Source organism: Synechococcus sp. PCC 7502, from assembly GCF_000317085.1.
In the GTDB taxonomy this organism is placed as follows: Bacteria; Cyanobacteriota; Cyanobacteriia; order Pseudanabaenales; family Pseudanabaenaceae; genus PCC-7502.
Genome location: NC_019702.1, coordinates 1,548,762 through 1,570,627, shown reverse-complemented (window position 1 = coordinate 1,570,627; position 21,866 = coordinate 1,548,762). Strand labels below are relative to the sequence as shown.

Genomic DNA, 21,866 nt, shown 5'->3' with positions numbered 1-21,866 from the left:
ATAACTTGAGAAGTGATAACTTGATTAAAATCAACAGTAACAGTTTGCTCCCCCTCAGAAATTATGCGCCAAGATATTTATCTCTACAATGATGCAGGTAGTTGGAGTGTGATTGCCGGTGATGCAGTTGCTCAGATTGTGGCAGACCATCGTGAACATGATCTACAGTTTGTCGAGGCTAATAAGGTTGCGCTCTTTAGTTTAGAAGGTGATGACTATAGTGTGATTCGCGTAGTTACGAACGAACCGCTTACTGAAATCGAATCCTCAGAATGGATCGCAAGAGCGCGTTGGCGACTAAAAATAATCAACGAACAAGTACTGATCGCTGGTGGTTTCGATCCTGATTGTCTGCATAATTGGATGGAGGCAGGAGACAGCTCAGACGTTCAAGCGATCGCACTGCCGTCTGGAGACTATCAGGTGGTGTTATATACTTATCTGCATAGTATGAATGGGGCTGTGTGGCTAAGTGATGATTTCACCCCTTCTCCCTTCCCTAAGCTAAGTCAATGGTTTCGCCAAGACCATCCAAACTCACCATTACCAACATGGTTAGCAGCCATGTTTGCCTATGAAGATGTAGACACAGATGATGAATGGTATCCCATCCAAGAAAGCGTAAAACTCGGTCGAATTACGATTGCCGAACAACCGCTACATTGGATTGGCTATTTGATTCACTTAGTTCCCTTTTCGTTGGATATGGAAATCGATCGCCCAGATCTAGATGGATGGTTTGAGCCTCGAATGGGTTTGCGGATACCAGCACAATGTCCTCTAGGGGTAGCAACCGATCTTACTGAAGATCGGGATCTTATTGGTAAGCTTGACTGGATAATGGGAAGTTCCTAAGCAGTATTGTCCAAAACCTTCTCTAATTTCCTCACAAAAGTTGAACCGCGATCGCCAACAACCTCTCAGAACTAAACAACGAAGCAAATCATTTTTAAGTGCTTAATCTTAGTGATAAACAGATAACTTAAAAACTGTCCAAGGAGCGTAGCGACTGTTGCTGCAACCACTTGTCAGCATTGATTTTTCATGCGATTAAAATAACCACAAACATGCTTTTGATAAATAGAAATAATTTCTTTACGAAATGCTTCTTCTGAATTACCAAGACCAAGCTCAATAGCTTTTTGGAATTCCGGTAGATGCCTAAAACGACCAGAAACTAAGGCTGCTTTAATTTGGTCAATAATGGGAGAAACCTGTACGTCTGAAGTTTCAAATTCGTCCCACATATTTACTAAGTCACATAATAGCGCGACTGCAGAACCATTTTGTAAGAGTTCAATGTCGACAGCGAATGTATAACCAATAGGCTCTTCCAATACTGCGTCGATATAATTGAGCGGGTTAAACTTCCCAGACTCAATATTATGACCGAAACCTTTATAAGATTTTACGAGGTCATAATACATGTAGAGAATGTCTCTAATTGCATTTTCAGCTTCATGTACATTGTCTGTAGTTATTTTCATACTCTTCCATGCTAACGCTTTGCTTACCAGAAAATTACTCGCTGCGCTCCTAATTTTTCCGCATGTGGCAACTTGTTAGCTCACGAATCCAAGGGTCTTGCAGAGTGAGTAGCTTTTGGCATCGATTGAATTTAGCAATGCTAGGAATTTTTCATCAAGTGTAACTAAGCATGCATTAGGAAGGTGGAGAGAGAACAGTATGAAAAAATCAAAGATGTCATTTTTTTGAAATTTTGCCTTTTGCTTATACATGGTAGTCATTTTTGAAATTATGTATTCTAAAGCTTCGCTTGTCATATTTTCATTCCCTGTCAGCTCATTTCTTACTTGGACGAGGTAGCTATCAACAACCGTATGGTATTTCTTTTTGGCAAAATAGCTCAAAGGAATATTGGCTATTCTTTTCTTTGTTACGTCTGAGCTAATACTATTTTTCAACCTCTCTGCATCTTCCTCGCTATAGGATTCACCTAGCAGAACTCCAGTTTTAACCATGTGAAAATTGAATATAAAGACATCGATCAGTGACGACAATTTTATTGCAAACGCTTCGAGCGCTGCCGTTTGCTCATTATTTTCGTTATACCCTTTCCGTAGTTCCTGTTGGAAGTGTTTCTCAAAGAATTCCAAATTCCCTTCAAGCATTGATCGAGTAAGGAGTGTTTGTTTTTGCGATAAATTTTGATCTTCAAATTTGTATCCTTCGTCCCGCAGCATTTCAACAATTCCTACAGTTACCGCTATAGAGCCTGTTTCATATCTCATGAGTAGCAATTGTTTTTAGCATCAAGCGAATAAAGCAAAGATTGAGTTTAGCTGTAGCATTAACGAGAGTTCTCTCAAAGTTCTTAACTAAGATTTTGCATCTTTCAACCCAAGCATTTGACCTTTCAATTACCCACCTTGTCAGCACAACTACAAACCCAGACAGACCTTTTTCTGCCTTCTGTTGCTTTGATACCTTAGGAGAAATTTCAAACCTAATCTTAGTCATAATCTCAGGATAAACCTTCTGTAAATCAGTCGTCAATTTTTCGATATGATAACCACTATCCAGCAATATCGTAGTTAGGGTAATGTCATCTGGCTTCGATTTGAAGTAATCAATGTTAAACGTTAACATCTCAATCAGTCCTTGGTCATCTGATACATTTGCTCTTGTTAAATAGGTAAAGAAAGGAAATCCCAGAGTGTCAACGGCTAAATGTCTTTTGATCCCGTTAGTTGCTTTGTAGGAGCAGAAGCCCTTGGATTCTATACTTGCATTACAAGTATTTTTCACTGCTTGTGAGTCAATGATGATTAAAGTTGTCCATTTTGATTTTTTTTGACTGTTCACGGGCTGTTGCATGTAAAGCTTCCATAATCGCAGTAAATGTACCTGTATCTTTCCACTCCTTGTAGTATCGATACACTGTAGAGAATGGTGGTAAGTCTCGGGGCATATCTCGCCAATTACAACCGTTTTTGAGTTGGTAGAGTATGCCGTCTAAAATTTGTCTTTTTGCCCAAGTTGGCGGTCTAGTTTGCTTTTTCTTTGGGAGCAATGGTTCTATAATTTCCCATTCTTTATCTGTTAGGCTACTTGAGTATGGATTTAGCATTTTCTAAGCATCATAAATCTTGCTCATAATAAATATGAAACAGGCTCTATACAAATTAGAGATCAGCGAAAGTGAAGAAGAGCTAAAACATATGCTGAGAGTGCAAAAGACCGCATCAGATAAAGAAAGAATTCAGATGCTGTATCTGTTAAAAACAAAACAAGCAAGCACAATCCAGACAGCATCGACAATACTGGGACGGCATCGAGTTACATTGCAAGATTGGTTAGGGAATTATCGCAAAGGGGGAATAGTAGGACTAAACCTAGAACAGGGCGAAAACAGAGTATTCCACAATGGGCGCAGAAAGCATTGATAAAAAAGCTGGAAGAAGCAGAAGGCTTTGAAAGTTATGGGCAGATCTGCCAATGGTTAGAGAACCAATTAGGAATCAAATCAAACTATAAAACTGTGCATCATCTAGTCCGATATCGGCTGAAAGCCAGACCGAAAGTGACACGTCCAGTCAGTGCAGGAAAGTCAGAAGAGCAAGTAGAAGCATATAAAAAAACCTTGCCAGTAATATAAGCATGATTGCATGGTTCGGCATTAATATAATCGGACTAAATGGCAAAGTGAGATTCTTTTGTCAAGATGAAACACGAATTGGGTTAAAGACAATTAGTGGAAGGAAGATCACAGCAAGAGGAGTCAAACCCAAAGGTAAAGTTCAGTGGCAGTTTAAGGCAACTTACCTCTATCGAATTGTAGAACCATCAACAGGGGAAAGCTTTTTCTATGAATTTACTCACCTTAATAGTGAATGCTTCCAAGTATTTCTGAACTTAGTAAGCACATATTTTCAAGGTGACATCATCGTTATGCAAGTGGATCAAGCAGGAGCACACAGAGCAAAACGGTTAAAGATTCCTAAAAATATTATTTTGCTATTTCAGCCTGCCCATGCACCTGAGACTAATCCCATTGAAAGAGTGTGGCAGCATTTCAAATTAGGGTTGAGGTGGAAACTGCCAAAAGATCTTGACCAGTTGCGTGCATTAATGCGGGAAAGGTTAGAAGTTATGACTCAGGAGGTAATTGCTTCGATTGTTGGGTGGGATTATATTTTAGAGGCTTTATCTGTAGCTCGTATTTAACGATTTGGTATAAGGTATCAAAGCAAAAGCAGGCAGAAAAAGGTCTGTCTGGGTTTGTAGTTGTGCCGACAAGGTGGGTACTTGGGTTGAAAGATGCAAAATCTTAGTTAAGAACTTTGAGAGAACTCTCGTTAATGCTACAGCTAAACTCAATCTTTGCTTTATTCGCTTGATGCTAAAAACAATTGCTACTCATGAGATATGAAACAGGCTCTATAAGGACAAACCTAAGGAATTCCGCCTCCCTTGAAATCTTGAAAGAAACAACTTGGTCAATGACATCTTGAACCTCACTGAGATTTCCTGCGTTGAAGATAGCTTTTATAACTTCGTTAGATAGCGGCGCATGCCCAACACTTAGCAGGGTATATTCCTCGTTAACAATAGGATGCAAACACGCTTGCAGAGATTGTAGGTCTCCGCGAAATTTTGAAATCGCCTCTATTAAAGTGGCAGTAGTAGTAGCTAACTGATAGCTTTTAATATTGCTAGCACTGACTTTAGGGTTCGGGGATATCTGAACCAATGAATATAGAATGTTAGTATCTATTACTACATAAGACATTCGGTGATCTTTCCTATGAGCTAACTATGTATTAGACGGAAAGTTTCAGGCTAATCTGCCTATAGGGGATATAGGCTGAAAATTTCAGCAATGGAATAAAAGATAAGAATAGGTTCTATTAATATCCGTAGCTTAATCTTTGCGACTTGATATAACTTACTCACCCTCTGGGCTGGCATCTAATTTAGGTGCATCTTGATCGGAAATAGCATTATCTGAGACTTTTTCCTTTGAGTCCTTAATTTCCTGTAGTTTTGTCACTAGCTTACTAATACTTAGGGTTTGAGCTAGACCAAGTTCTCGAGCGATCGCTGCCATAATTTTGCAGAATAAAAATAACGAATAAAAATAAATAGGTGCAGTAATAATTTGGGATGAGGTTTTAAACCCTTAACTATACTGAGTTTCTAGGATACAACAATAAATTATTAATTAAACTAGTAATTAACTAACTTGATCTTAATTTGATATTACCTATGCGCGATCGCCGATTCGGAAAGACGGAAATGAACTTGTCGGTGTTTTCCTTTGGCACCATGCGCTATTTAGAATCAGAAGCTAATGCTGTTGCCACAACTTTTAAGGCGGTAGAGCTAGGCATTAATCATCTGGAAACTGCCAAGGGTTACGGCAAAAGCGAAGTATATATTGGCGCAGCATTTAAGGCTGGACTGAAGCAGCAAAGAGAGCGACTAATTGTAACTACAAAAATTCCACCCACCAAGGATGCTGGTACCATGCGGCAATTCATCAAAGAATCTCTGCAAAAACTCCAACTTGACTACATCGATAACTTTGACATTCATGGCATCAATACTTGGGAGCATATAGAAATGGTAAAGCAGCCCAACGGTTGTATGCAGGCTGTACGGGAGGCAATGCAGGCGGGATTAATTCGTCATGTTGGATTTTCCACCCACGGTTCCTTAGAAGTAATTATGGGAGCGATCGCTACGGATTTATTTGAGTCGGTAAATTTGCACTATTACTATTTCAATCAACGTAACGCCCCCGCCATTGCATTAGCGCACCAAAAAGATATGGGGGTATTTATAATTTCTCCATCAGATAAAGGTGGAATGCTCTATGACCCACCCGCAAAACTTCAACAACTTTGTCATCCTTATACCCCAGTGGAATTAAACGCTCGCTTTTTGTTAGCTGATCCCAGAATCCATACCCTGAGCTTAGGTGCGGCAAATCCCCAAGAGTTTGACTCCCATAAACGCGTGTGGGATAACGATCAACCCCTAAGTGAACTAGAGCAGTCTTTACTGAAAAATTTAGATACTCAATATTTGGCTTTAGGGAGTGATCGCTGTTCGCAATGTTATGCCTGTTTACCCTGCCCCGAAAATATTAATATTCCCGAGGTTTTAAGATTACGCAACTTGGCGATCGCCTTTGATATGGAAGAGTTTGGTAAATATCGCTATAAAATGTTTGAAAATGCTGGACATTGGTTCCCCGGAGCAAAAGCAAATAAATGTAATGACTGTAGTGATTGTTTACCCCGTTGTCCCGAAAACTTAAATATTCCTGATTTACTGCGAGATACTCATAACCGCTTACATACCCAAGATGGCAAAAGACTATGGGAATAAAATTACTTTAAAATCAACAAATTTTCCGTGGTTTGGGCAAGATTTATAATTTCGGAAAAGCTAGGACTATTACCAACTTGAATATTATGATCTAAGTCTAAAAGAGTTTGATTTGCAGTGATTGTATGCAGCCACAGATTTAACTTAGTAATTTCCACAGATTCTGAGTTGCGATCGCTGCCATAGATTTGATTTTGTAAAATTTGGTCTGGTAAAACTCTAACAGCAACCTTAGGATCAGATTCTAAGTTAAGCGCATCATATATTTGTTGATATTGTCTTAGTAATATATTCAAAGCTAATACTAGGAATATGCCAGATTTACATTCGGGAGCGTATATTTTAAAATTTTCTAAAACTATTTTATGTAGTGTCCAACTATTAATTTGAGAGCTAGTTTCGAGTTGAACTTTTCGGTTTAACTGAGATTTAACTAGATTTTCTACTGATTCATACATTTGCAAAATTTTACTAGGATATTTAAGTTTTTTGCGCTTAAATGAATCTTGAATTTTAAGTATTTCTACATCTTTGTTTAATTCTTCTAAAATATAAGCGATCGCCAAGTCAGAAATATCATCGTAAAAATTAAATCGACTGAGTTCTTTGATTTGCCTACATAATTCATCACCTACGAATAATAATTCATCTAAAATTGGATCGTGTTCAAATAAACTACTGCCATATCCAAATACTGATTGCCCAGCATTGCCTTTATAAATCCAACTGAATATAGCCTTATAGTTTGCCCAAATTGGCTGATAAATATAAGGATTAATAAATTCAAAGGCATTAATAATTAAAGTATTTGGTAATAGGTGATGATTTTGAGCATAGCTAATAAATAAAATCCGATTTAATAATTTCTGTGCCTTAGCGATCGCTATAAATTTAATATTTGTATGATTGAATTCTAAATCTAAATTTGACTTCAAATCTGAATGAGAAGATAGACGATAGCAAAAATCTTTAATTAGCTCTCCACGAATTTTGCAATATTGATAATAAAAGTTGTTAATTACATCTTGAATTAAGGTCTGAGATTCGTCTAATAATTTAGATAAACGGGATTGCTCTTGGGAGTTGGCACTTAATAAAGTCCGCCGACAAAGCATGAAATAAAACTGCTTTAAGTACTCATAATTATCAACAATATCTTCTAAATTAAACTGCTCATAGAATATCCCTATACTTTCACGGGCATATAACCGTATCCATTTATAATTTGTAACGATAACCCAAGCAGTTGTTGCATAATTTAGTTGCGGTTGTACCCAAATATCATCAATTATAATTTCTGCTAATACATGACTTGATTCTGTACCAAAGAATCCTAACGCAGGTGTAGGTGTAAATTCTAATTCCCAAGTTTTAGTATTAGGAATAAATGGCGATCGATAGCCTAAAACATCTACACATAAATCATGGATAAATTCAGCATCACTAACTGGATTGGGTTGATTACCAGATTGAATATATGCCACCCATTTTTTAATTACTTGAAGCCGATCGCTCAAATTTTTAGGAAACCCAAAGGAAAGCATCCGTTTTTCTAAGGTTTTATAATGGAATAGAGAGTGGGGTGATCGCTGCATAATCTGCGGGGGAACGTACAGATCAAGTCTAAAATTAAACTTATATACTACATACTTTATCTAAATAGTTGATCTAAATATATGTCTGGACATTTGCTACTAGTTGACGATGAACCCGGAGTGCGTGAAGCAGTTAAAGCTTACCTAGAAGACTGTGGTTTTACCGTAACTGTGGCTAGTAATGCTCGAGAAGCTTGGACATTAATTGAACATTTCACCCCTAGCCTTGTGATTTCCGATGTCATGATGCCCCAAGTTAATGGCTATGAATTTCTCAAGCAAATGCGTGCCGATGAAAGATTTGCCCTATTACCCGTTATATTTTTAACTGCCCGTGGGATGACGAGCGATCGCATTCTGGGTTATCAAGCGGGATGTGATGCCTATTTATCCAAGCCCTTTGATCCCGATGAATTAGTTGCAATTATTGAAAACCTCCTAAAACAAAGAGGTCTGCAAACTAATACCCCGCCAGAAATTGCCGATTTAGCCGATCAAATTGCTGAAATTAAGGCATTACTAAAACAAAAACCCAATGAAGGGCGCATTAATGTTGCCACCAAAGTACCGACCATCAAAATTGAATTTACTGCCCGTGAACAAAGTGTCTTAGAACTGGTAGTGGAAGGGTTAATGAATAAAGAAATTGCCAGTCGCTTAGGCACCACTATTCGTAATGTGGAAAAGTATGTAAGCCGTCTATTTAATAAAACTGGTACTAGCAGCCGCACCGAACTTGTCCGTTATGCCTTACAAAATGGTTTAGTTATCTAGTAGCATTTTTTCTAGTAAATTTGACCAGCACATAACCTAAAAAAGTCCCAATAATTACGATCGCAACCACCTTAGAAACTGGATCGATATACCCTTCAATTACTTTATAATTCTGTCCCAAGATAAACCCCGCATAGGCTAGCAACCCCACCCATAGAGTTGTACCGATCTTAGAGTAAACTAAAAATGCTACTAGCTCCATGTTGCCAATGCCAGCAGGGATTGAAATTAAAGTTCTTACTCCAGGAACAAGGCGACAAAAAAGTACAGCTTTATTGCCATGATGATCAAACCATCTGGTAGCTTTACTAATATCCTCTCCAGAAATTCCGATCCACTTACCATAGCGATCGCAAAATCTTGTCAATCTTTTTTCACCCAATAATCGTCCTGTATAATACCAAGGTAAAGTTCCTAGGACAGTTCCCACAACTCCTGCCAAGACAACTAGTGTAAAATCCATTTTGCCTTGCTGCACCACAAAACCTGCTAAAGGCATTATTAATTCTGATGGAATTGGTGGAAATAAATTCTCTAAAAACATTAAAAATCCAATGCCCACATATCCAAGGTTATATATTGTTTCCGTTACCCACTCAAGCATAATAAATTTAGTAAATTTAGAGTTGATCTAACAATACGTTAGGTGTGTTGACAGTTATTTTTGTGTATGTTCTTTGCTAGGATGCAGATCGAGAGTCTGAATGATCAAGACTGTAAAAGCCAATGACTAATGCCGATAATTTTAGCAGTCTATTTACTGAAGCAGAACAAGCTTGGCACTTGGAAAAACTCTATGCAGACTTAGAAAAAGTTAACCACAAACCCCTTAAGTCCATGGAAAAAGCCTGTTTAAGAGGGCTACTCTGTCGGTATCGCCCGGGACAGTTGGCATTCAAACTAAGTTGGACATCTGGGGCATTAAGGGTTGAGTTAAATAAGGGCTTATATCGCTACATCGAAGAACTCACTGCCCATCCCCCCAATACATTGAAATGGGAAGTTGTAGGAGATTGGTTAGCTGATAATGGCTATAAAAAAGTGGAATCATCCCGTCGTCAAGACATCAAAATATCTGGAAAGCAGGATTGGGGCGAAGCACCAGAAATTACCACATTATTAGGAAGAGAAGACCAGCTTCAAGAACTAGAACGTTATATTATTAGCGATCACTGTCGAGAAATATGCCTGTGGGGAATGGGAGGAATCGGCAAAACCGCCCTAGCTGTAAAATTAGCAGAACAATTACAAGGGGAATTTACTTACTTAATCTGGCGATCGCTTAAATATATTCCACCCTTAAACCAACTTTTAGCAGACTTATGTCGATTTTTACCCAATTCCGATCCAAAGCTCGAAGAGTTATCCCAATTTATCGAAATTCTCAAAAATAATCGCTGTCTAATTATTATTGATGACTTTGAAGCCACCCTCCAAGATGGAGAACTCGTTGGTTCCTATCGCCAAGGCTACTCAGACTATGGGCAATTTTTAGAACGCTTAGGTATAGAAAGGCATCAAAGCTGCATTTTAGTGATCAGTCGAGAACAACCCAAACAAATTTCTCTCCTTCAAAGTGATAGTCTCCGTTCCTACAAACTTCAAGGTCTGGAAAAACAAGGAGCGATCGCTCTCCTCAAGACTAAAGGCTTTGCTGGGGATCAAGCAGGCATAGATCAACTCATTCAACAATATCGAGGTAATCCCGCCGCCCTCAAAATTGTGGCAAGTACCATTAATGAATTATTTGATTGCAATATTTCCGCATTTCTAAAGCAAACCGCTCTTGTCTTAGGAGATGTATTACAAACCCTCTTATATGAGCAGTTTGAGCGACTTTCTCATTTGGAAAAAGATGTAATCTATTGGCTAGCAATCAAGCGACGTCCCACATCGGTAAATGATCTGCGATCTGTTATGCCTAACGGAGGTGCCGAATTATTAAATGCCCTAGAATCCTTACGTTGGCGATCACTCATTGAAAAAGTCTCCGCGGGTGAAGAAGTCCTATTTTTACTAGAACCAGTACTAACTAAGTATGTAAATAAAAAATTTCTCGAACAGGTATCTCAAGAAATACGGGCGATCGCCATCAATCAGAATTTATCATCTCTTAAGCTCTTACACAGTCATAGTCTCGTCGAAGACTTTGCGCCTGATACTGTCCGCGCTGCCCAAATTCGCATGACCCTTAAGCCCTTAAAAGATACCCTAGTACTTATTAACCAGTCCATTGATCTTACGCAAGTTCTAGCTAAATCCTTTAACCAAGGAGGATACGTCGAGGTAAATATGACACTTCTCGGTATTTGGATTTAAGATTACGCCCACAAAAAAGCAGCCCCTATCACAGAACTGCCTTTAGTTAGTATTTTTAAGTTAGTTTTAACCTAGATTAGAAGGTCAAGCTAGTACGTAGTACTCCAACAAATTCAGGTCTATTATCTACACCACCACCAGTAATTGTACCTGGATTCAGAACGGTAATTAAGCCAGGAGTAATAGAGATATTTTTGCTAAGTTGGAAGCGATAAAAGGCTTCAATGTGATATGGATTTTGAGAGCTATCAGCACGAGCAATATTGCCGCCAACTACATAAGGAGGTTGACCAAAGGCAATAGATGCTTGGTTACCTTGAACAAACAAATCCTTAAAGGTAATAGAAGTTAACCAACTCAAAATATCAGCAGTTGTATCCCCACTCACCGCACGGGTAGTGGCATAGCTGACTCTACCATTAAAGCTCAAGTTAGGACTAAAGTTATAGTTTAGTTGGAATCCAAATCTGTCAGCACTTCCACCTACTGAAGCAAGCCCATAGGTAGTGTTAGCTAGAGAGGTACCAGTGCCAGACGAAAGGTTAGTTGGAGATGGATCGTAAGTACGTTCGTATACAAAGCTTAAGGCAAGGGGCTTGAAGGGAGTGAATAAAACTTGAACAGCACCTGTATAACCACCACCAAATACGCCTGCATCAGCTAAAACTGTTGATGGGTTTTGAGCTTGGTTAGCCAAATAAGCAATATTTAAGCCAAATTGATCATTGAACTTGATTTTTACGGCAGCAGCAGCATTTCCATCTCCTTGTCCACGGAAGATTAATGGATCACGACGAGCAAAGCGTGAAATTGAACCTGTCTCAGAACTTAATAAGTCAGGGTTAGAGACATCCAAGACATCCTCAATATTTACTGTAGTACCAACCAGTAAGTTGATTTGGTTAGTTAAAGGGAAACGGTAATACAGTCTATCAAGTTGAACGTTAAGAGTGGAGCCACCTGCTGCGGTAGCTGTATTTTCATCAAAGGCTAGCCTTAGTAAGTTGCCACCAGCATTGTTAGGAATATTTCCAGCTTGCAAACGGATAAATAGTAAATCTTTTCCTCCAAAGCTGGTGTTAAAGTTCAAACGAGTACGTCCAGCAAAAGTAATGTTTCTGTTTCCATCAACAGCAGAATTATCACCAAAGGAACCAGCACCAGTGAAGATTACACTACCAGTTAGTTTTGTAGTAGTAGAGAATTGCTGAGCTTCAAGGGTAGCAGTCTTAGATTCGAGGGCAGTTACACGACCTTTGAGGGCAGCTAGTTCAGCTGAAAATTCTTCCTGTAGTTTTTGTAAGGTAGCTAAGTCTTCTTTGCCTACTTTATCAGCTAGTCCTGAGGAAATTAATTCATTGATTTTGTCTAAGCAAGCATTTAAGCCAGCAGCAAATTCATAACGGGATAAAGCCCTTGAACCACGGTAGGTGCTATCAGGATAACCAGCAATGCAACCATATCTTTCTACTAAAGATTGCAGTGCGGTAAATGCCCAGTCGGTGGGTTGGACATCACTGAATTGAGATACGGATGTAACTTGGGCGTTGGTATTTTGTAAGATGGTTGGGTTAGCAATCAGGGCATCACGATTCATGTTTTGAATCAATTGAGTACCAGTTCCACTCTCAGGAGCAGCAGATGCAGTAGATACTCCAAGCACAGACGTTGTAGCGATCGCAGCTACCAGAAAACCTAGTCTTGATTTTGACATTTGAAAATTCCTCACGTTTCGTTTTAGTTTTATACGATTAAACTTGCTGTCTAGATTTGCAGATTTACACGGCATTTAATCTTGTTTGGCAAAGTTCATACTGAACATAAGCCTATTCTAATTGAAAATTATTAAATTGGACAGTGATTTTGGTTAACTAATGGTTAAGGTTTGCTGTAATAGAAGTTACAGAATATTAGGATTGATGTAAATTGGAGACTTTAAAAGCTGTCAATGCGTTCCCACCATATCTCAATTAAAACCGCAGATATTTTTGAGGCGATCGCCTTTTATGAGGCTTTGGGTTTTACCGTGGAAAGTCGATTTACGTCTGGTATTACCCTTGCTTGCTGGATGATTGGAGCTAATACAAGGCTTGAGCTAATGCAGGTACCTGAACCACAACCAACTGCCAATGGTTTTGAGGCAGAAAGTTATGTAGGCTATTACCATTTATCTTTTGAAGTGGATAACTTGGAACTATGCTTACAGGAATTAGTGGCAAAGTTAGGTAAACTTAAGCTCTTACTTACCCCTAGGACTCAAGAAATTGGCGATCGCACTTATAGGGTTGCCTTTATTGCCGATACTGACGGTTTGCCAATTGAATTAATCCAAAATTAACTTCTCCCTAGATATATTATTTACCCATACCAAGCTGCTGTGCTTTTTGGTAAACCTTGCCTTCAGTTAATAATGATGGAGCAATTACCACTTCAACCTGTTGCATTTCACGGATAGTTTCTGCTCCCAAGGTACCCATACTAGTCTTAAGTGCGCCTAATAGATTATGGGTGCCATCATCTAGTCCAGCAGGACCTCTCAAAATTTGGGCAATCGTACCCGTAGTTCCAACTTTAATTCTTGTTCCCCTTGGTAAAACTGGACTAGGCGTTGCCATGCCCCAATGAAAACCTCTACCCGGAGCCTCTGCTGCCCGTGCTAAAGGTGAACCAATCATCACTCCATCTGCACCACAGGCGATCGATTTACAAATATCCCCACCTGTAATTAGTCCGCCGTCGGCAATTATGGGAATATATTTTCCAGTTTGGGTATAAAAATCATCTCTAGCTGCTGCACAATCAGCTACAGCCGTTGCTTGGGGAATGCCCACACCTAAAACACCCCTAGAGGTACAAGCTGCACCAGGTCCAATTCCCACTAAAATTCCTGCGGCACCCGCCTGTAGTAGTTCGAGGGTGACATCGTAGGTTACACAGTTTCCTAAAATTACGGGAATAGGCATTTTCTGACAAAATTCAGCCAGATTTAAGGACTTAAAGCCATCTGGAGACAAGTGAGTTGTGGAGACGACGGTAGATTGGACAAAAAACAAATCACAGCCTGCTTGAGTAGCTAGGAACCCATATTTTTCAGCATTAATAGGAGTGCTACTTGCGGCAGCGATCGCTCCGCTATTTTTAATTTCCTTAATTCTTTGCTCAATTAGTTCAAGCTTGACAGGTTCGGCATAGAGTTTCTGCATTAAACCGACAAATTCTTCTTTACCCACAGAAGCAATTTTATCGAGAATCGGGGCTGTATCCTCGTACCTTGTTTGAATGCCATCCAGATTAATGACTCCGAAAGCACCCAACTCTGAGAGTAACACCGCCATTTTGACATCAACCACTCCATCCATAGCACTGGCAATTATGGGAATTTCTCTACGGATATTACCTATGGTTAAGTAGGTATCGGCTAGGCTAGGATCAAGAGTCTTACCACTAGGAACTAGGGCAATTTCATCAATGCCGTAGGCTCTTCTCGCTGATTTTCCCCGTCCAATTTGAATATTCACTATTTTGCTCCCGATCTTTAAGACAGACTAACAGAGTCTGAGAAATGTTGTCAAAGGTATTAAATAATACCAAAAATCAGGACGTTAGATAAACTTTTATTAAATTTTTATTTTTTGTCTTTAATTTTGTAAATATCCTAGATCTAAATCCCATAAAGCCATAGCTAAAAATGCTAAAAGCATTAAAGATATTTTTAAAGAGTAGGCTCAAAATTTTTGAGAGTTTTTACATCCCTGAAGCCTACCCCATTATTCTAAAATTTATCCGATGTCATCTAATTCAATTCTATTTAATTCGGTGAGAAGACTACTCTAATAAGCTTCTGAGCATCCATGCAGATTTTTCATGTACCTGCATTCTTTGAGTTAATAAATCTGCTGTAGGTTCATCATTGGCTTTATCTACCACGGCAAAAATTGATCGAGCAGTACGCACCACTGCTTCTTGTCCTTCTACCAGCAGGCGAATCATCTCTTCTGCCTTGGGGACTCCGATGGTTTCTGGAATTGAAGTAAGTCGAGCATAGTCGGAATAGGTGCCGGGGGCAGGAAATCCCAGTGATCTAATCCGTTCAGCGATCAAATCTACAGCTAATGCCAACTCTGTATATTGTCCTTCAAACATCAGATGTAATGTCTGGAACATTGGTCCTGTGACATTCCAATGAAAGTTATGGGTTTTTAGATAAAGGGTATAGGTATCTGCAAGGAGCCGAGATAGTCCTGCAACAATTTCCTCTCTATCTTGGGCATCAATTCCAAGATTAATTTCAATAGCTGATGATGGCATAGTAATTTTACCTGAGGTGTTTAATTTAGTCTTTTATTGCCTTAATCATAAGTTTAGAGCAGTTGAAGCTCAATGGGTTTTGATCAAAGATTTAGATCCAGACGCAGTAATCTCAATTTATGTTTGTCTAATGTTTGTTTAGAATTTGTTTGTTTAAAATTAAAATTTAATAATTTCTCAAATTTAATAATTTCTCGATTAATTACCCCCATAATATTTGTCTTATAAGGTTAAAGCAGGTTTTGACATGGTATTCAACTGGTTTCGGCGCAAATTTGATGATGAGCAGGAGAAAAATACGGTAACTCCTGACGAAAAACCTGTGGAGAAAGTTGATACACCTGCTGTCCCCGCTCAAGATTTACTCAACTGGGCAAAAACCGCCTATGCCAATATTCAGGCAAGGGAGAATAATGAAAATACATCTAATACCTTAGCTACTGAATCATTATCTGAATCTACGGAAGTTAGCCCACCAGAATCATTAAGTGTACAAATATCTGAGCCAGAAGTTTTAGAACTTACAGAGACGGCATTATCAGAAACCCCTATTGAAACTATTGTCGATAATGTTGATCCGCAAGTAGTAAACGATCGCTCAGAATCGAGTGAGGGAATCTCGGAAATTTCAGAAGTTGAAGTTATAAAAGCTATAGAAGTTAAAGAACCTGAGTCTTTACCCTTTTGGGCAGATAGTGATCGCCAAGCTCGGATTGCTGCCCTAAATGCTAATGTGATCGAAGAACCAGTCGATGTAACAGAATCAATTGCGATCGCTAGTTCAATTCCAGAATTACCAGTAGATCAAGGATTGGATGAGGGGTTTCTGTGGTCAGCCGAAATTTTAGCGGCTCAGGGTCGTCGTCCTCAAGATGTCTCAGTAGAGGAAATTGCTTGGTTAAAACGACTACGGCAGGGTTTAGATAAAACTCGTCTTAGTTTAGTAAATCAGCTTAAAGCTCTGGTGGGTAAGGGACCACTTAATGCTGATGCGGTCGATGAGATTGAAGCTTTACTGCTCCAAGCCGATGTGGGTGTAAAAGCTACGGACTTAATTATTCAAAAACTTCAAGCTAAAATCCGTGATGAAGTTCTACCTCCCGAGGCCGCGATCGCTTTTTTAAAACAAATTTTACAGGAAATATTAGAGCAGCCATTTCAAAATACCCGAACTCCAGTGAGATTAGCTCCCGAACAGAATCAGCTTAATGTTTGGTTAATTACTGGGGTAAATGGTGCAGGTAAAACCACAACCATTGGTAAGTTAGCACATTTATCTAAAAATTCTGGGTATAGTACCTTAATTGCCGCCGCCGATACCTTTAGGGCTGCTGCTGTGCAACAAGTGCAAGTGTGGGGCGATCGCTCTGGGGTTGAAGTCATTGCTAATATTGGCAAAAATACTGATCCAGCTTCAGTGGTATTTGATGCGATCGTGTCTGCTCAATCTCGTGGGACAGAACTTCTCTTGGTAGATACTGCGGGAAGGCTACAAAACAAACAGAATTTAATGGATGAATTGAGTAAAATCCGCCGCATTGTCGATAAAAAAGCTACTGGTGCAAAGGTAGAGTCTCTGCTAGTCTTAGATGCAACTCTAGGGCAGAACGGTTTAAGACAGGCGGAAGTTTTCACTAAGTCTGCTGGGATTAGTGGGGTTATCCTTACTAAGCTAGATGGTACAGCCCGAGGTGGGGTGGCGATCGCTGTGGTACAACAACTTGGACTACCGATTCGGTTTATTGGAGCTGGAGAGGGTATTAATGACCTTAGACCTTTCTCTAGTTATGAATTTGTTGAGGCACTTTTGAGTAGTTAAATGTCCTTTATTCCCTCACTTCGTAAAACCCCAGACCCGCAAAAAACTCCTACGCTGTTAGCAACAACGGGGAAAAATGAAGCTGAGACAAAACAAGAGCAAGAGCAGATTCAGGAATTACTAGGATTTTTGGGATTTGGGCTTAGAAGTTTCAATAATCTTAATCAGTTTTTGGAAGTAGTACCACTTTTCGCCAGTCGAGTAAATAATGCTGATGGTTCCCTTTTAATCATATTTAAGCCCGATGGACAGGCTCGTTTAGAGTCTTTACAGTACAATGAGCAAGTCTCTAATCAGGTTAAATTCCAGCACCTACGGCGGCGGCTAGAGCAGGAGATTCAATCACTTTCTGGTTCGGTTGAAGTTTTAGATCGAGTAGTCCAGCATGCCCTCGGCTCTGTCGTTAAGCTTTTTTACACCCAAATTTTAATTAAAAATGCGGTAGTTGGTCGATTATACGTTTTTAGTTATGACCAAAATTACACTTGGAATACGACAAGACAAAAATTACTACGCCTAGTTGCAGATCAAGCGGCAGTGGCGATCGAGAATAATACCTTAGCTACAGAATTAATAAAAAAAGAACGGCAAGATCGAGAATTAGAGATTGGTGCCGAAATCCAGCGCCAACTTTTGCCCAAAAACTGTCCCCATATTCAAGGACTGCAATTAGCAGCCAGATGTTTAACTGCTAGTCGGGTGGGGGGTGACTATTATGATTTCATTCCCATTCAAAAAGGTAAACGTTGGAGTATTGTGGTCGGTGATGTCATGGGGAAGGGGGTGCCAGCAGGATTAATTATGACCATGACTAGGGGGATGCTGCGGGCTGAAGTTTTGAATGGTCATAGTCCTGGCATGATTTTAGAGCATCTTAATCAAATTATGTTTGATGACTTAGATAAGTCACACAGATTTGTAACGATGTTTTACTCAGAATATGACCCTAAAAAGCAAGTCCTATCCTACAGTAATGCTGCCCATTTACCCGCTCTATTATGGCGATCTCAGAACTCCAGTATTTGCTCCCTGGATACATTGGGTGCCATTATTGGCTTAGAACCCGGTTCTAGGTACGATGAACGCAATGTCCAACTTTATGCTGGAGATGTTGTGATCTACTACACCGATGGTTTTACGGAGGCAGCCAACACTAAAGGAGATCGCTTTGATGAGGAAAATTTGAGATTCTACCTTAATCAAGCTTGTCAAAAAATTTCTAAAGACTATAAACCTGAAACCAATAACTATCCACAGTTAATCCTAGATTACATTTTTGAAAAATTGGAAAACTTTATAGGCAAAGAATCAACCTACAGTGATGACATGACTCTAATAGTTTTACAGGTACAAAATTAGAAAAGTAAGGTATATATATTTAAACTTCAGATCAAACTTAAGCAAAACCACAAAAATATGATGATTGAAATCGGCTTAGATGCAGTTAACCATGCGATCGCAACATTAGAACTAAGTTCTTTCGACCTTAGCTCTTTTGACTTTAGTTCGTTAAATTTTAGTCATTTGCACCTAGATTGGCAGCCACTTGCACAACAGTTCAAACAAGATGTCTCTAAAGATATAGCTGGCGGCTGGAACAACTTTATTAGAAGCGGACAGGTATGGGCATTACTGATTGGACTTACCTTAGGCTACCTATTTAAGAGTATTACCTCGTTCTAAATCTTGGCTCAAAAATAAAAGGTAATCGTCCAAGGGGTTATGAATGTGGGGTACTTAAGGTTCATTATTAAATGACCTAAATCCAGATAAATCGATGTTAAACCACCTTAAAAAATGTCTGGGTACCCATTTTTGATTACCCTATTGAACACTTATAATTAACGAGCCTTGATTTGCAGATACAGAATAAAAAATGGCGGGGAGTGGATTTGAACCACTGACCTTCGGGTTATGAGCCCGACGAGCTACCAGGCTGCTCTACCCCGCGACAGTTGTACTAGTGTATCAGAAATAAGAGGAATTGTGTTAAAAATAATTGATCGATTCCTTTAATCTTTCTAAAGTCCGTTGATTTTGGTTTGGAGTTCCAATGGTGAGGCGCAGTCCTCCGCCAGTTTGCCGAATTAGTGTACCCTTGGTTTTTAGAGAACTCAGGATTTCTGAGTCCTTAGGGGTACGAAGATACAGAAAATTGGCATCACTTTTCCATACTGAAATGCCTAGATTTTTAATTTGTGTAAATAGAAAATCCCGCTCTTGACAAATTTCGGGAATATTCGACAGCAGTTCATGGCGATGTCCCATGGCTAACTCTGCCGCCAGTTGAGAAATTGTGGGCAGGTTATAGGGTAGGCGAATCTTTTCGAGGGCAGTGACTAATTCGACGTTGGCGATCGCATAACCAACACGATAGGCTGCTAAACGAAAGGCTTTAGAAAAAGTACGCAAAATTAACCAATTGGGATGCTGAGCTAACTCCGGGACCAGGCTATGACCTGAGAACTCAAAGTATGCCTCATCAATTACCACCAGTATATGTTCAGGGAGCGATCGCACCCAAGCTAATTCTTGAGCATTTAATAAGTTGCCCGTTGGCGAGTTGGGATGAACTAAACAGACAACCTTAATTGTTCCAGATAAGATGGCGATATTGGCAGCTTCTATATCTATACTGAAATCATTGTGGTGACGAGGCACTTTAATTACAGGAATCCCCAGTCCCTGCGCTAAAATTCCGTACATAGAAAAAGTCGGCTCTAGGGTCAGAATACTACCATGCTTGGAATCAGAGCTTAAACAGGTGGCAATTAATAGAGAACGAATTAATTCATCGGAGCCATTACCTAGGGAAATTTGATCGGGCTGTACTCCTGTGTATTCGGCAATCAATTTCTTTAAATTTAAATAACTACCATCGGGATAACGATTAGCCAAAATTTCCGACTGGGCGATCGCTCCTAATTTTTGTTTAAACCAATCGGGTAAATCTACGGAGACCTCATTGGCGTCAAGTTTATCGATAGGATGATCTAGACTTAAATATTCCTCAGCTTGATAGGAGGACAACGCAGCTAAATCAGGTCGAATAGGTGAGGGCATTGGAGTTTTAGAGTTTGAAATCTGACACATAGAAGATCATACCAGTTACTGATAGAGTAAATTAAATCCCTATATTCAGACTTTGCCATGTCGTTCAAACGTTCCAGTGGAATCCTGCTTCACCCCACCTCCTTACCTAGTCGATTTGGAATTGGTGACCTAGGCACCTCTGCCTATGGATTTATAGATTTTCTGGAAGCAAGTGGACAGAAGCTTTGGCAGGTTTTACCCCTAGGACCCACTGGTTACGGTAATTCTCCCTATATGTGTTTCAGTGCGATCGCTGGCAGCCCTATGTTAATTAGTCCCGATCTATTGATCAAGCAGGAATTACTATGGGAATCAGATTTGGAATCCTTACCAGATTTTGAGCGAGATTTCACGGATTTTGATCGAGTAATTCCCTATAAGACTAATATTTTCCGACTGGCGTATGATCGATTTAAAAATCGCTTTATTACTAATGAAAATCCTGAATTTACAGATTTCTGTGCAAACCAAAGTATCTGGCTAGATGACTATGCCCTATTCATGGCAATCTTGGAAACCTACGAACATAAGCCTTGGCATACCTGGGAGGAGGCGATCGCCCAACGGGAACCAGAGGCAATCCGTCACCATACTGAACTTCTCCAAGAGCAAATTAGCTTCCATAAATTTTTGCAATTCCAGTTTTTTAAGCAGTGGGCAGAATTACGCGGCTATGCCAATCAAAAGGAAATTTTAATTATTGGCGATATTCCCATTTATGTTGCACACAATAGTGCTGATGTCTGGGCAAATCCTAGTATCTTTGTCCTTGATCCAGAAAGTTTTGAACCTGCATTAATGGCTGGTGTGCCACCGGACTATTTTAGTGAGACAGGGCAGTTATGGGGAAATCCAGTCTATAACTGGGAGGTATTGCAACAGGATAATTTTAGCTGGTGGATTAATCGTTTTAAGTTCATGTTGCAGTATGTGGATATTATTCGCATCGATCATTTTCGTGGGTTTGAGTCCTTTTGGCAGGTACCATCGGGTGAAGATACAGCCATAAATGGAGAATGGAAATTGGCACCAGGGCAGGAGCTATTTACGACTTTAAGGGCAGTTTTAGGTGGGTTACCAATTTTGGCAGAGGATTTAGGAATTATCACCCCTGAAGTTGAGGCACTCAGGGATCAATTTGAATTTCCGGGGATGAGGATTTTACTGTTTGCCTTTGGGGGCGACTCTAACAATATTTATCTCCCCCACCACTATGTTAAAAATAGCTTAGTTTATACTGGCACCCATGATAATGATACGGCAGTGGGTTGGTGGCAACGTGCAAGTGAGCATGAGCAAGAATTATTGACAAATTATGTTGGAGTAGATGAGGTTAAGGAAATAAATTGGCTATTAATTCGACTAGCTTTAGCATCGGTATCTGATTTGGCGGTGATCCCTTTACAGGATATTTGGGGCTTAGATAACACAGCAAGGATGAATATGCCCGGCACTGCCACAGGTAACTGGGCTTGGCGTTATAGTTCTAACGATTTATTAACTTCTGACTTAAGCGATCGCCTCCGCAATTTAACGCAGCTATACAGCCGATAGTTGGTTGTAAAAGTCATTTTAAATGGTTGAATATACACTTTGGTAAT

24 protein-coding genes and 1 tRNA gene are annotated in these 21,866 nt (G+C 39.6%); 13 read left to right on the top strand and 12 right to left on the bottom strand.

Translation table 11 applies throughout. The annotated features are described in order from the left end of the window. Positions 1-63 precede the first annotated feature (63 nt). Entirely contained in the window at positions 64-855 is a 792-nt protein-coding gene (locus SYN7502_RS07740) for a hypothetical protein (RefSeq protein ID WP_015168291.1), read from the top strand. A 173-nt stretch (positions 856-1,028) separates the two neighbouring features. Here SYN7502_RS07740 and SYN7502_RS07735 read toward each other — a convergent pair whose 3' ends face one another. From SYN7502_RS07735 to SYN7502_RS18805, 4 genes are all read right to left on the bottom strand, one after another. Then, positions 1,029-1,487, bottom strand: a complete 459-nt coding sequence (locus SYN7502_RS07735; RefSeq protein ID WP_015168290.1) for a hypothetical protein — start codon at positions 1,485-1,487, stop codon at positions 1,029-1,031. 75 nt (positions 1,488-1,562) lie between these two features. Next, positions 1,563-2,252: a hypothetical protein gene (locus SYN7502_RS07730; protein ID WP_015168289.1), complete on the bottom strand. Its 690-nt coding sequence runs from the start codon at positions 2,250-2,252 to the stop codon at positions 1,563-1,565. Further along, positions 2,242-2,826: a transposase gene (locus tag SYN7502_RS07725; protein ID WP_041429317.1), complete on the bottom strand. Its 585-nt coding sequence runs from the start codon at positions 2,824-2,826 to the stop codon at positions 2,242-2,244. The genes SYN7502_RS07730 and SYN7502_RS07725 overlap by 11 nt, the downstream gene beginning before the upstream one ends. Continuing rightward, positions 2,780-3,091, bottom strand: a complete 312-nt coding sequence (locus SYN7502_RS18805) for a transposase (protein WP_041429315.1) — start codon at positions 3,089-3,091, stop codon at positions 2,780-2,782. The genes SYN7502_RS07725 and SYN7502_RS18805 overlap by 47 nt, the downstream gene beginning before the upstream one ends. 34 nt (positions 3,092-3,125) lie before the next feature. Between SYN7502_RS18805 and SYN7502_RS20535 the strand changes: the two genes are divergently transcribed. From SYN7502_RS20535 to SYN7502_RS20945, 4 genes are read left to right on the top strand one after another with little or no spacing between them, the layout of a single operon-like run. Further along, positions 3,126-3,407 carry a helix-turn-helix domain-containing protein gene (locus tag SYN7502_RS20535; RefSeq protein WP_210391303.1) on the top strand — a complete coding sequence of 94 codons (282 nt, stop codon included), beginning with the start codon at positions 3,126-3,128 and terminating at the stop codon, positions 3,405-3,407. Next, positions 3,404-3,619 carry a winged helix-turn-helix domain-containing protein gene (locus tag SYN7502_RS20530; RefSeq protein ID WP_210391335.1) on the top strand — a complete coding sequence of 72 codons (216 nt, stop codon included), beginning with the start codon at positions 3,404-3,406 and terminating at the stop codon, positions 3,617-3,619. The genes SYN7502_RS20535 and SYN7502_RS20530 overlap by 4 nt, the downstream gene beginning before the upstream one ends. 2 nt (positions 3,620-3,621) lie before the next feature. Continuing rightward, the gene (locus SYN7502_RS20525) at positions 3,622-4,188 is read left to right on the top strand and encodes an IS630 family transposase (protein ID WP_015168288.1); all 567 of its coding nucleotides are present in this window, start codon (positions 3,622-3,624) and stop codon (positions 4,186-4,188) included. Further along, on the top strand, positions 4,146-4,295 hold the full coding sequence (locus SYN7502_RS20945) for a hypothetical protein (RefSeq protein ID WP_246829022.1): 150 nt from the start codon (positions 4,146-4,148) through the stop codon (positions 4,293-4,295). Before SYN7502_RS20525 ends, SYN7502_RS20945 begins: the two co-directional genes overlap by 43 nt. Positions 4,296-4,909: 614 nt before the next feature. Here SYN7502_RS20945 and SYN7502_RS20180 read toward each other — a convergent pair. Further along, the gene (locus tag SYN7502_RS20180; RefSeq protein WP_015168286.1) at positions 4,910-5,071 is read right to left on the bottom strand and encodes a hypothetical protein; all 162 of its coding nucleotides are present in this window, start codon (positions 5,069-5,071) and stop codon (positions 4,910-4,912) included. A gap of 158 nt (positions 5,072-5,229) precedes the next feature. Here SYN7502_RS20180 and SYN7502_RS07700 point away from each other — a divergent pair, with 158 nt between their 5' ends. Further along, positions 5,230-6,357 (top strand): aldo/keto reductase, encoded by a 1,128-nt coding sequence (locus SYN7502_RS07700; protein ID WP_015168285.1) that lies wholly within the window; start codon positions 5,230-5,232, stop codon positions 6,355-6,357. A gap of 2 nt (positions 6,358-6,359) precedes the next feature. Here the strand turns inward: SYN7502_RS07700 and SYN7502_RS07695 are convergent, their stop codons facing one another. Further along, on the bottom strand, positions 6,360-7,952 hold the full coding sequence (locus tag SYN7502_RS07695) for a hypothetical protein (protein WP_015168284.1): 1,593 nt from the start codon (positions 7,950-7,952) through the stop codon (positions 6,360-6,362). Between the two features lie 81 nt (positions 7,953-8,033). Here SYN7502_RS07695 and SYN7502_RS07690 point away from each other — a divergent pair, with 81 nt between their 5' ends. Further along, positions 8,034-8,726 (top strand): response regulator transcription factor, encoded by a 693-nt coding sequence (locus SYN7502_RS07690; protein ID WP_015168283.1) that lies wholly within the window; start codon positions 8,034-8,036, stop codon positions 8,724-8,726. On the opposite strand, the gene SYN7502_RS07685 is transcribed toward SYN7502_RS07690, so the two are convergent. Next, positions 8,719-9,330: a DedA family protein gene (locus tag SYN7502_RS07685; RefSeq protein WP_015168282.1), complete on the bottom strand. Its 612-nt coding sequence runs from the start codon at positions 9,328-9,330 to the stop codon at positions 8,719-8,721. The genes SYN7502_RS07690 and SYN7502_RS07685 overlap by 8 nt on opposite strands. Before the next feature lie 122 nt (positions 9,331-9,452). Here SYN7502_RS07685 and SYN7502_RS07680 point away from each other — a divergent pair, with 122 nt between their 5' ends. After that, positions 9,453-11,045 (top strand): NB-ARC domain-containing protein, encoded by a 1,593-nt coding sequence (locus tag SYN7502_RS07680; RefSeq protein WP_015168281.1) that lies wholly within the window; start codon positions 9,453-9,455, stop codon positions 11,043-11,045. 76 nt (positions 11,046-11,121) lie between these two features. Here SYN7502_RS07680 and SYN7502_RS07675 read toward each other — a convergent pair whose 3' ends face one another. Beyond that, complete coding sequence (locus tag SYN7502_RS07675; protein WP_015168280.1) at positions 11,122-12,759, bottom strand: iron uptake porin; 1,638 nt, start codon at positions 12,757-12,759, stop codon at positions 11,122-11,124. A 234-nt stretch (positions 12,760-12,993) separates the two neighbouring features. Between SYN7502_RS07675 and SYN7502_RS07670 the strand changes: the two genes are divergently transcribed. Next, positions 12,994-13,383, top strand: a complete 390-nt coding sequence (locus tag SYN7502_RS07670) for a VOC family protein (RefSeq protein WP_015168279.1) — start codon at positions 12,994-12,996, stop codon at positions 13,381-13,383. 16 nt (positions 13,384-13,399) lie between these two features. Here the strand turns inward: SYN7502_RS07670 and SYN7502_RS07665 are convergent, their stop codons facing one another. After that, a complete protein-coding gene (locus tag SYN7502_RS07665) occupies positions 13,400-14,563 on the bottom strand; it encodes a GuaB3 family IMP dehydrogenase-related protein (RefSeq protein ID WP_015168278.1) in 1,164 nt (387 codons plus the stop codon). A 307-nt stretch (positions 14,564-14,870) separates the two neighbouring features. After that, positions 14,871-15,353 (bottom strand): Dps family protein, encoded by a 483-nt coding sequence (locus SYN7502_RS07660; RefSeq protein WP_015168277.1) that lies wholly within the window; start codon positions 15,351-15,353, stop codon positions 14,871-14,873. Positions 15,354-15,600: 247 nt separating this feature from the next. Here SYN7502_RS07660 and ftsY point away from each other — a divergent pair, with 247 nt between their 5' ends. From ftsY to SYN7502_RS07645, 3 genes are read left to right on the top strand one after another with little or no spacing between them, the layout of a single operon-like run. Then, positions 15,601-17,172 (top strand): signal recognition particle-docking protein FtsY, encoded by a 1,572-nt coding sequence (gene ftsY, locus SYN7502_RS07655; protein ID WP_015168275.1) that lies wholly within the window; start codon positions 15,601-15,603, stop codon positions 17,170-17,172. Then, positions 17,173-18,531, top strand: a complete 1,359-nt coding sequence (locus tag SYN7502_RS07650; RefSeq protein ID WP_015168274.1) for a PP2C family protein-serine/threonine phosphatase — start codon at positions 17,173-17,175, stop codon at positions 18,529-18,531. It abuts the gene before it with no gap. A 57-nt stretch (positions 18,532-18,588) separates the two neighbouring features. Continuing rightward, positions 18,589-18,855, top strand: a complete 267-nt coding sequence (locus SYN7502_RS07645) for a hypothetical protein (protein ID WP_015168273.1) — start codon at positions 18,589-18,591, stop codon at positions 18,853-18,855. 194 nt (positions 18,856-19,049) lie between these two features. Here SYN7502_RS07645 and SYN7502_RS07640 read toward each other — a convergent pair. Both SYN7502_RS07640 and SYN7502_RS07635 read right to left on the bottom strand, forming a co-directional pair. Continuing rightward, positions 19,050-19,123: transfer RNA gene (locus SYN7502_RS07640), tRNA-Met, on the bottom strand. Positions 19,124-19,161: 38 nt separating this feature from the next. Beyond that, positions 19,162-20,235, bottom strand: a complete 1,074-nt coding sequence (locus tag SYN7502_RS07635; protein WP_041430037.1) for a histidinol-phosphate transaminase — start codon at positions 20,233-20,235, stop codon at positions 19,162-19,164. Positions 20,236-20,322: 87 nt separating this feature from the next. Between SYN7502_RS07635 and malQ the strand changes: the two genes are divergently transcribed. After that, positions 20,323-21,819 carry a 4-alpha-glucanotransferase gene (gene malQ, locus SYN7502_RS07630; protein WP_015168271.1) on the top strand — a complete coding sequence of 499 codons (1,497 nt, stop codon included), beginning with the start codon at positions 20,323-20,325 and terminating at the stop codon, positions 21,817-21,819. Positions 21,820-21,866: the final 47 nt, after the last annotated feature.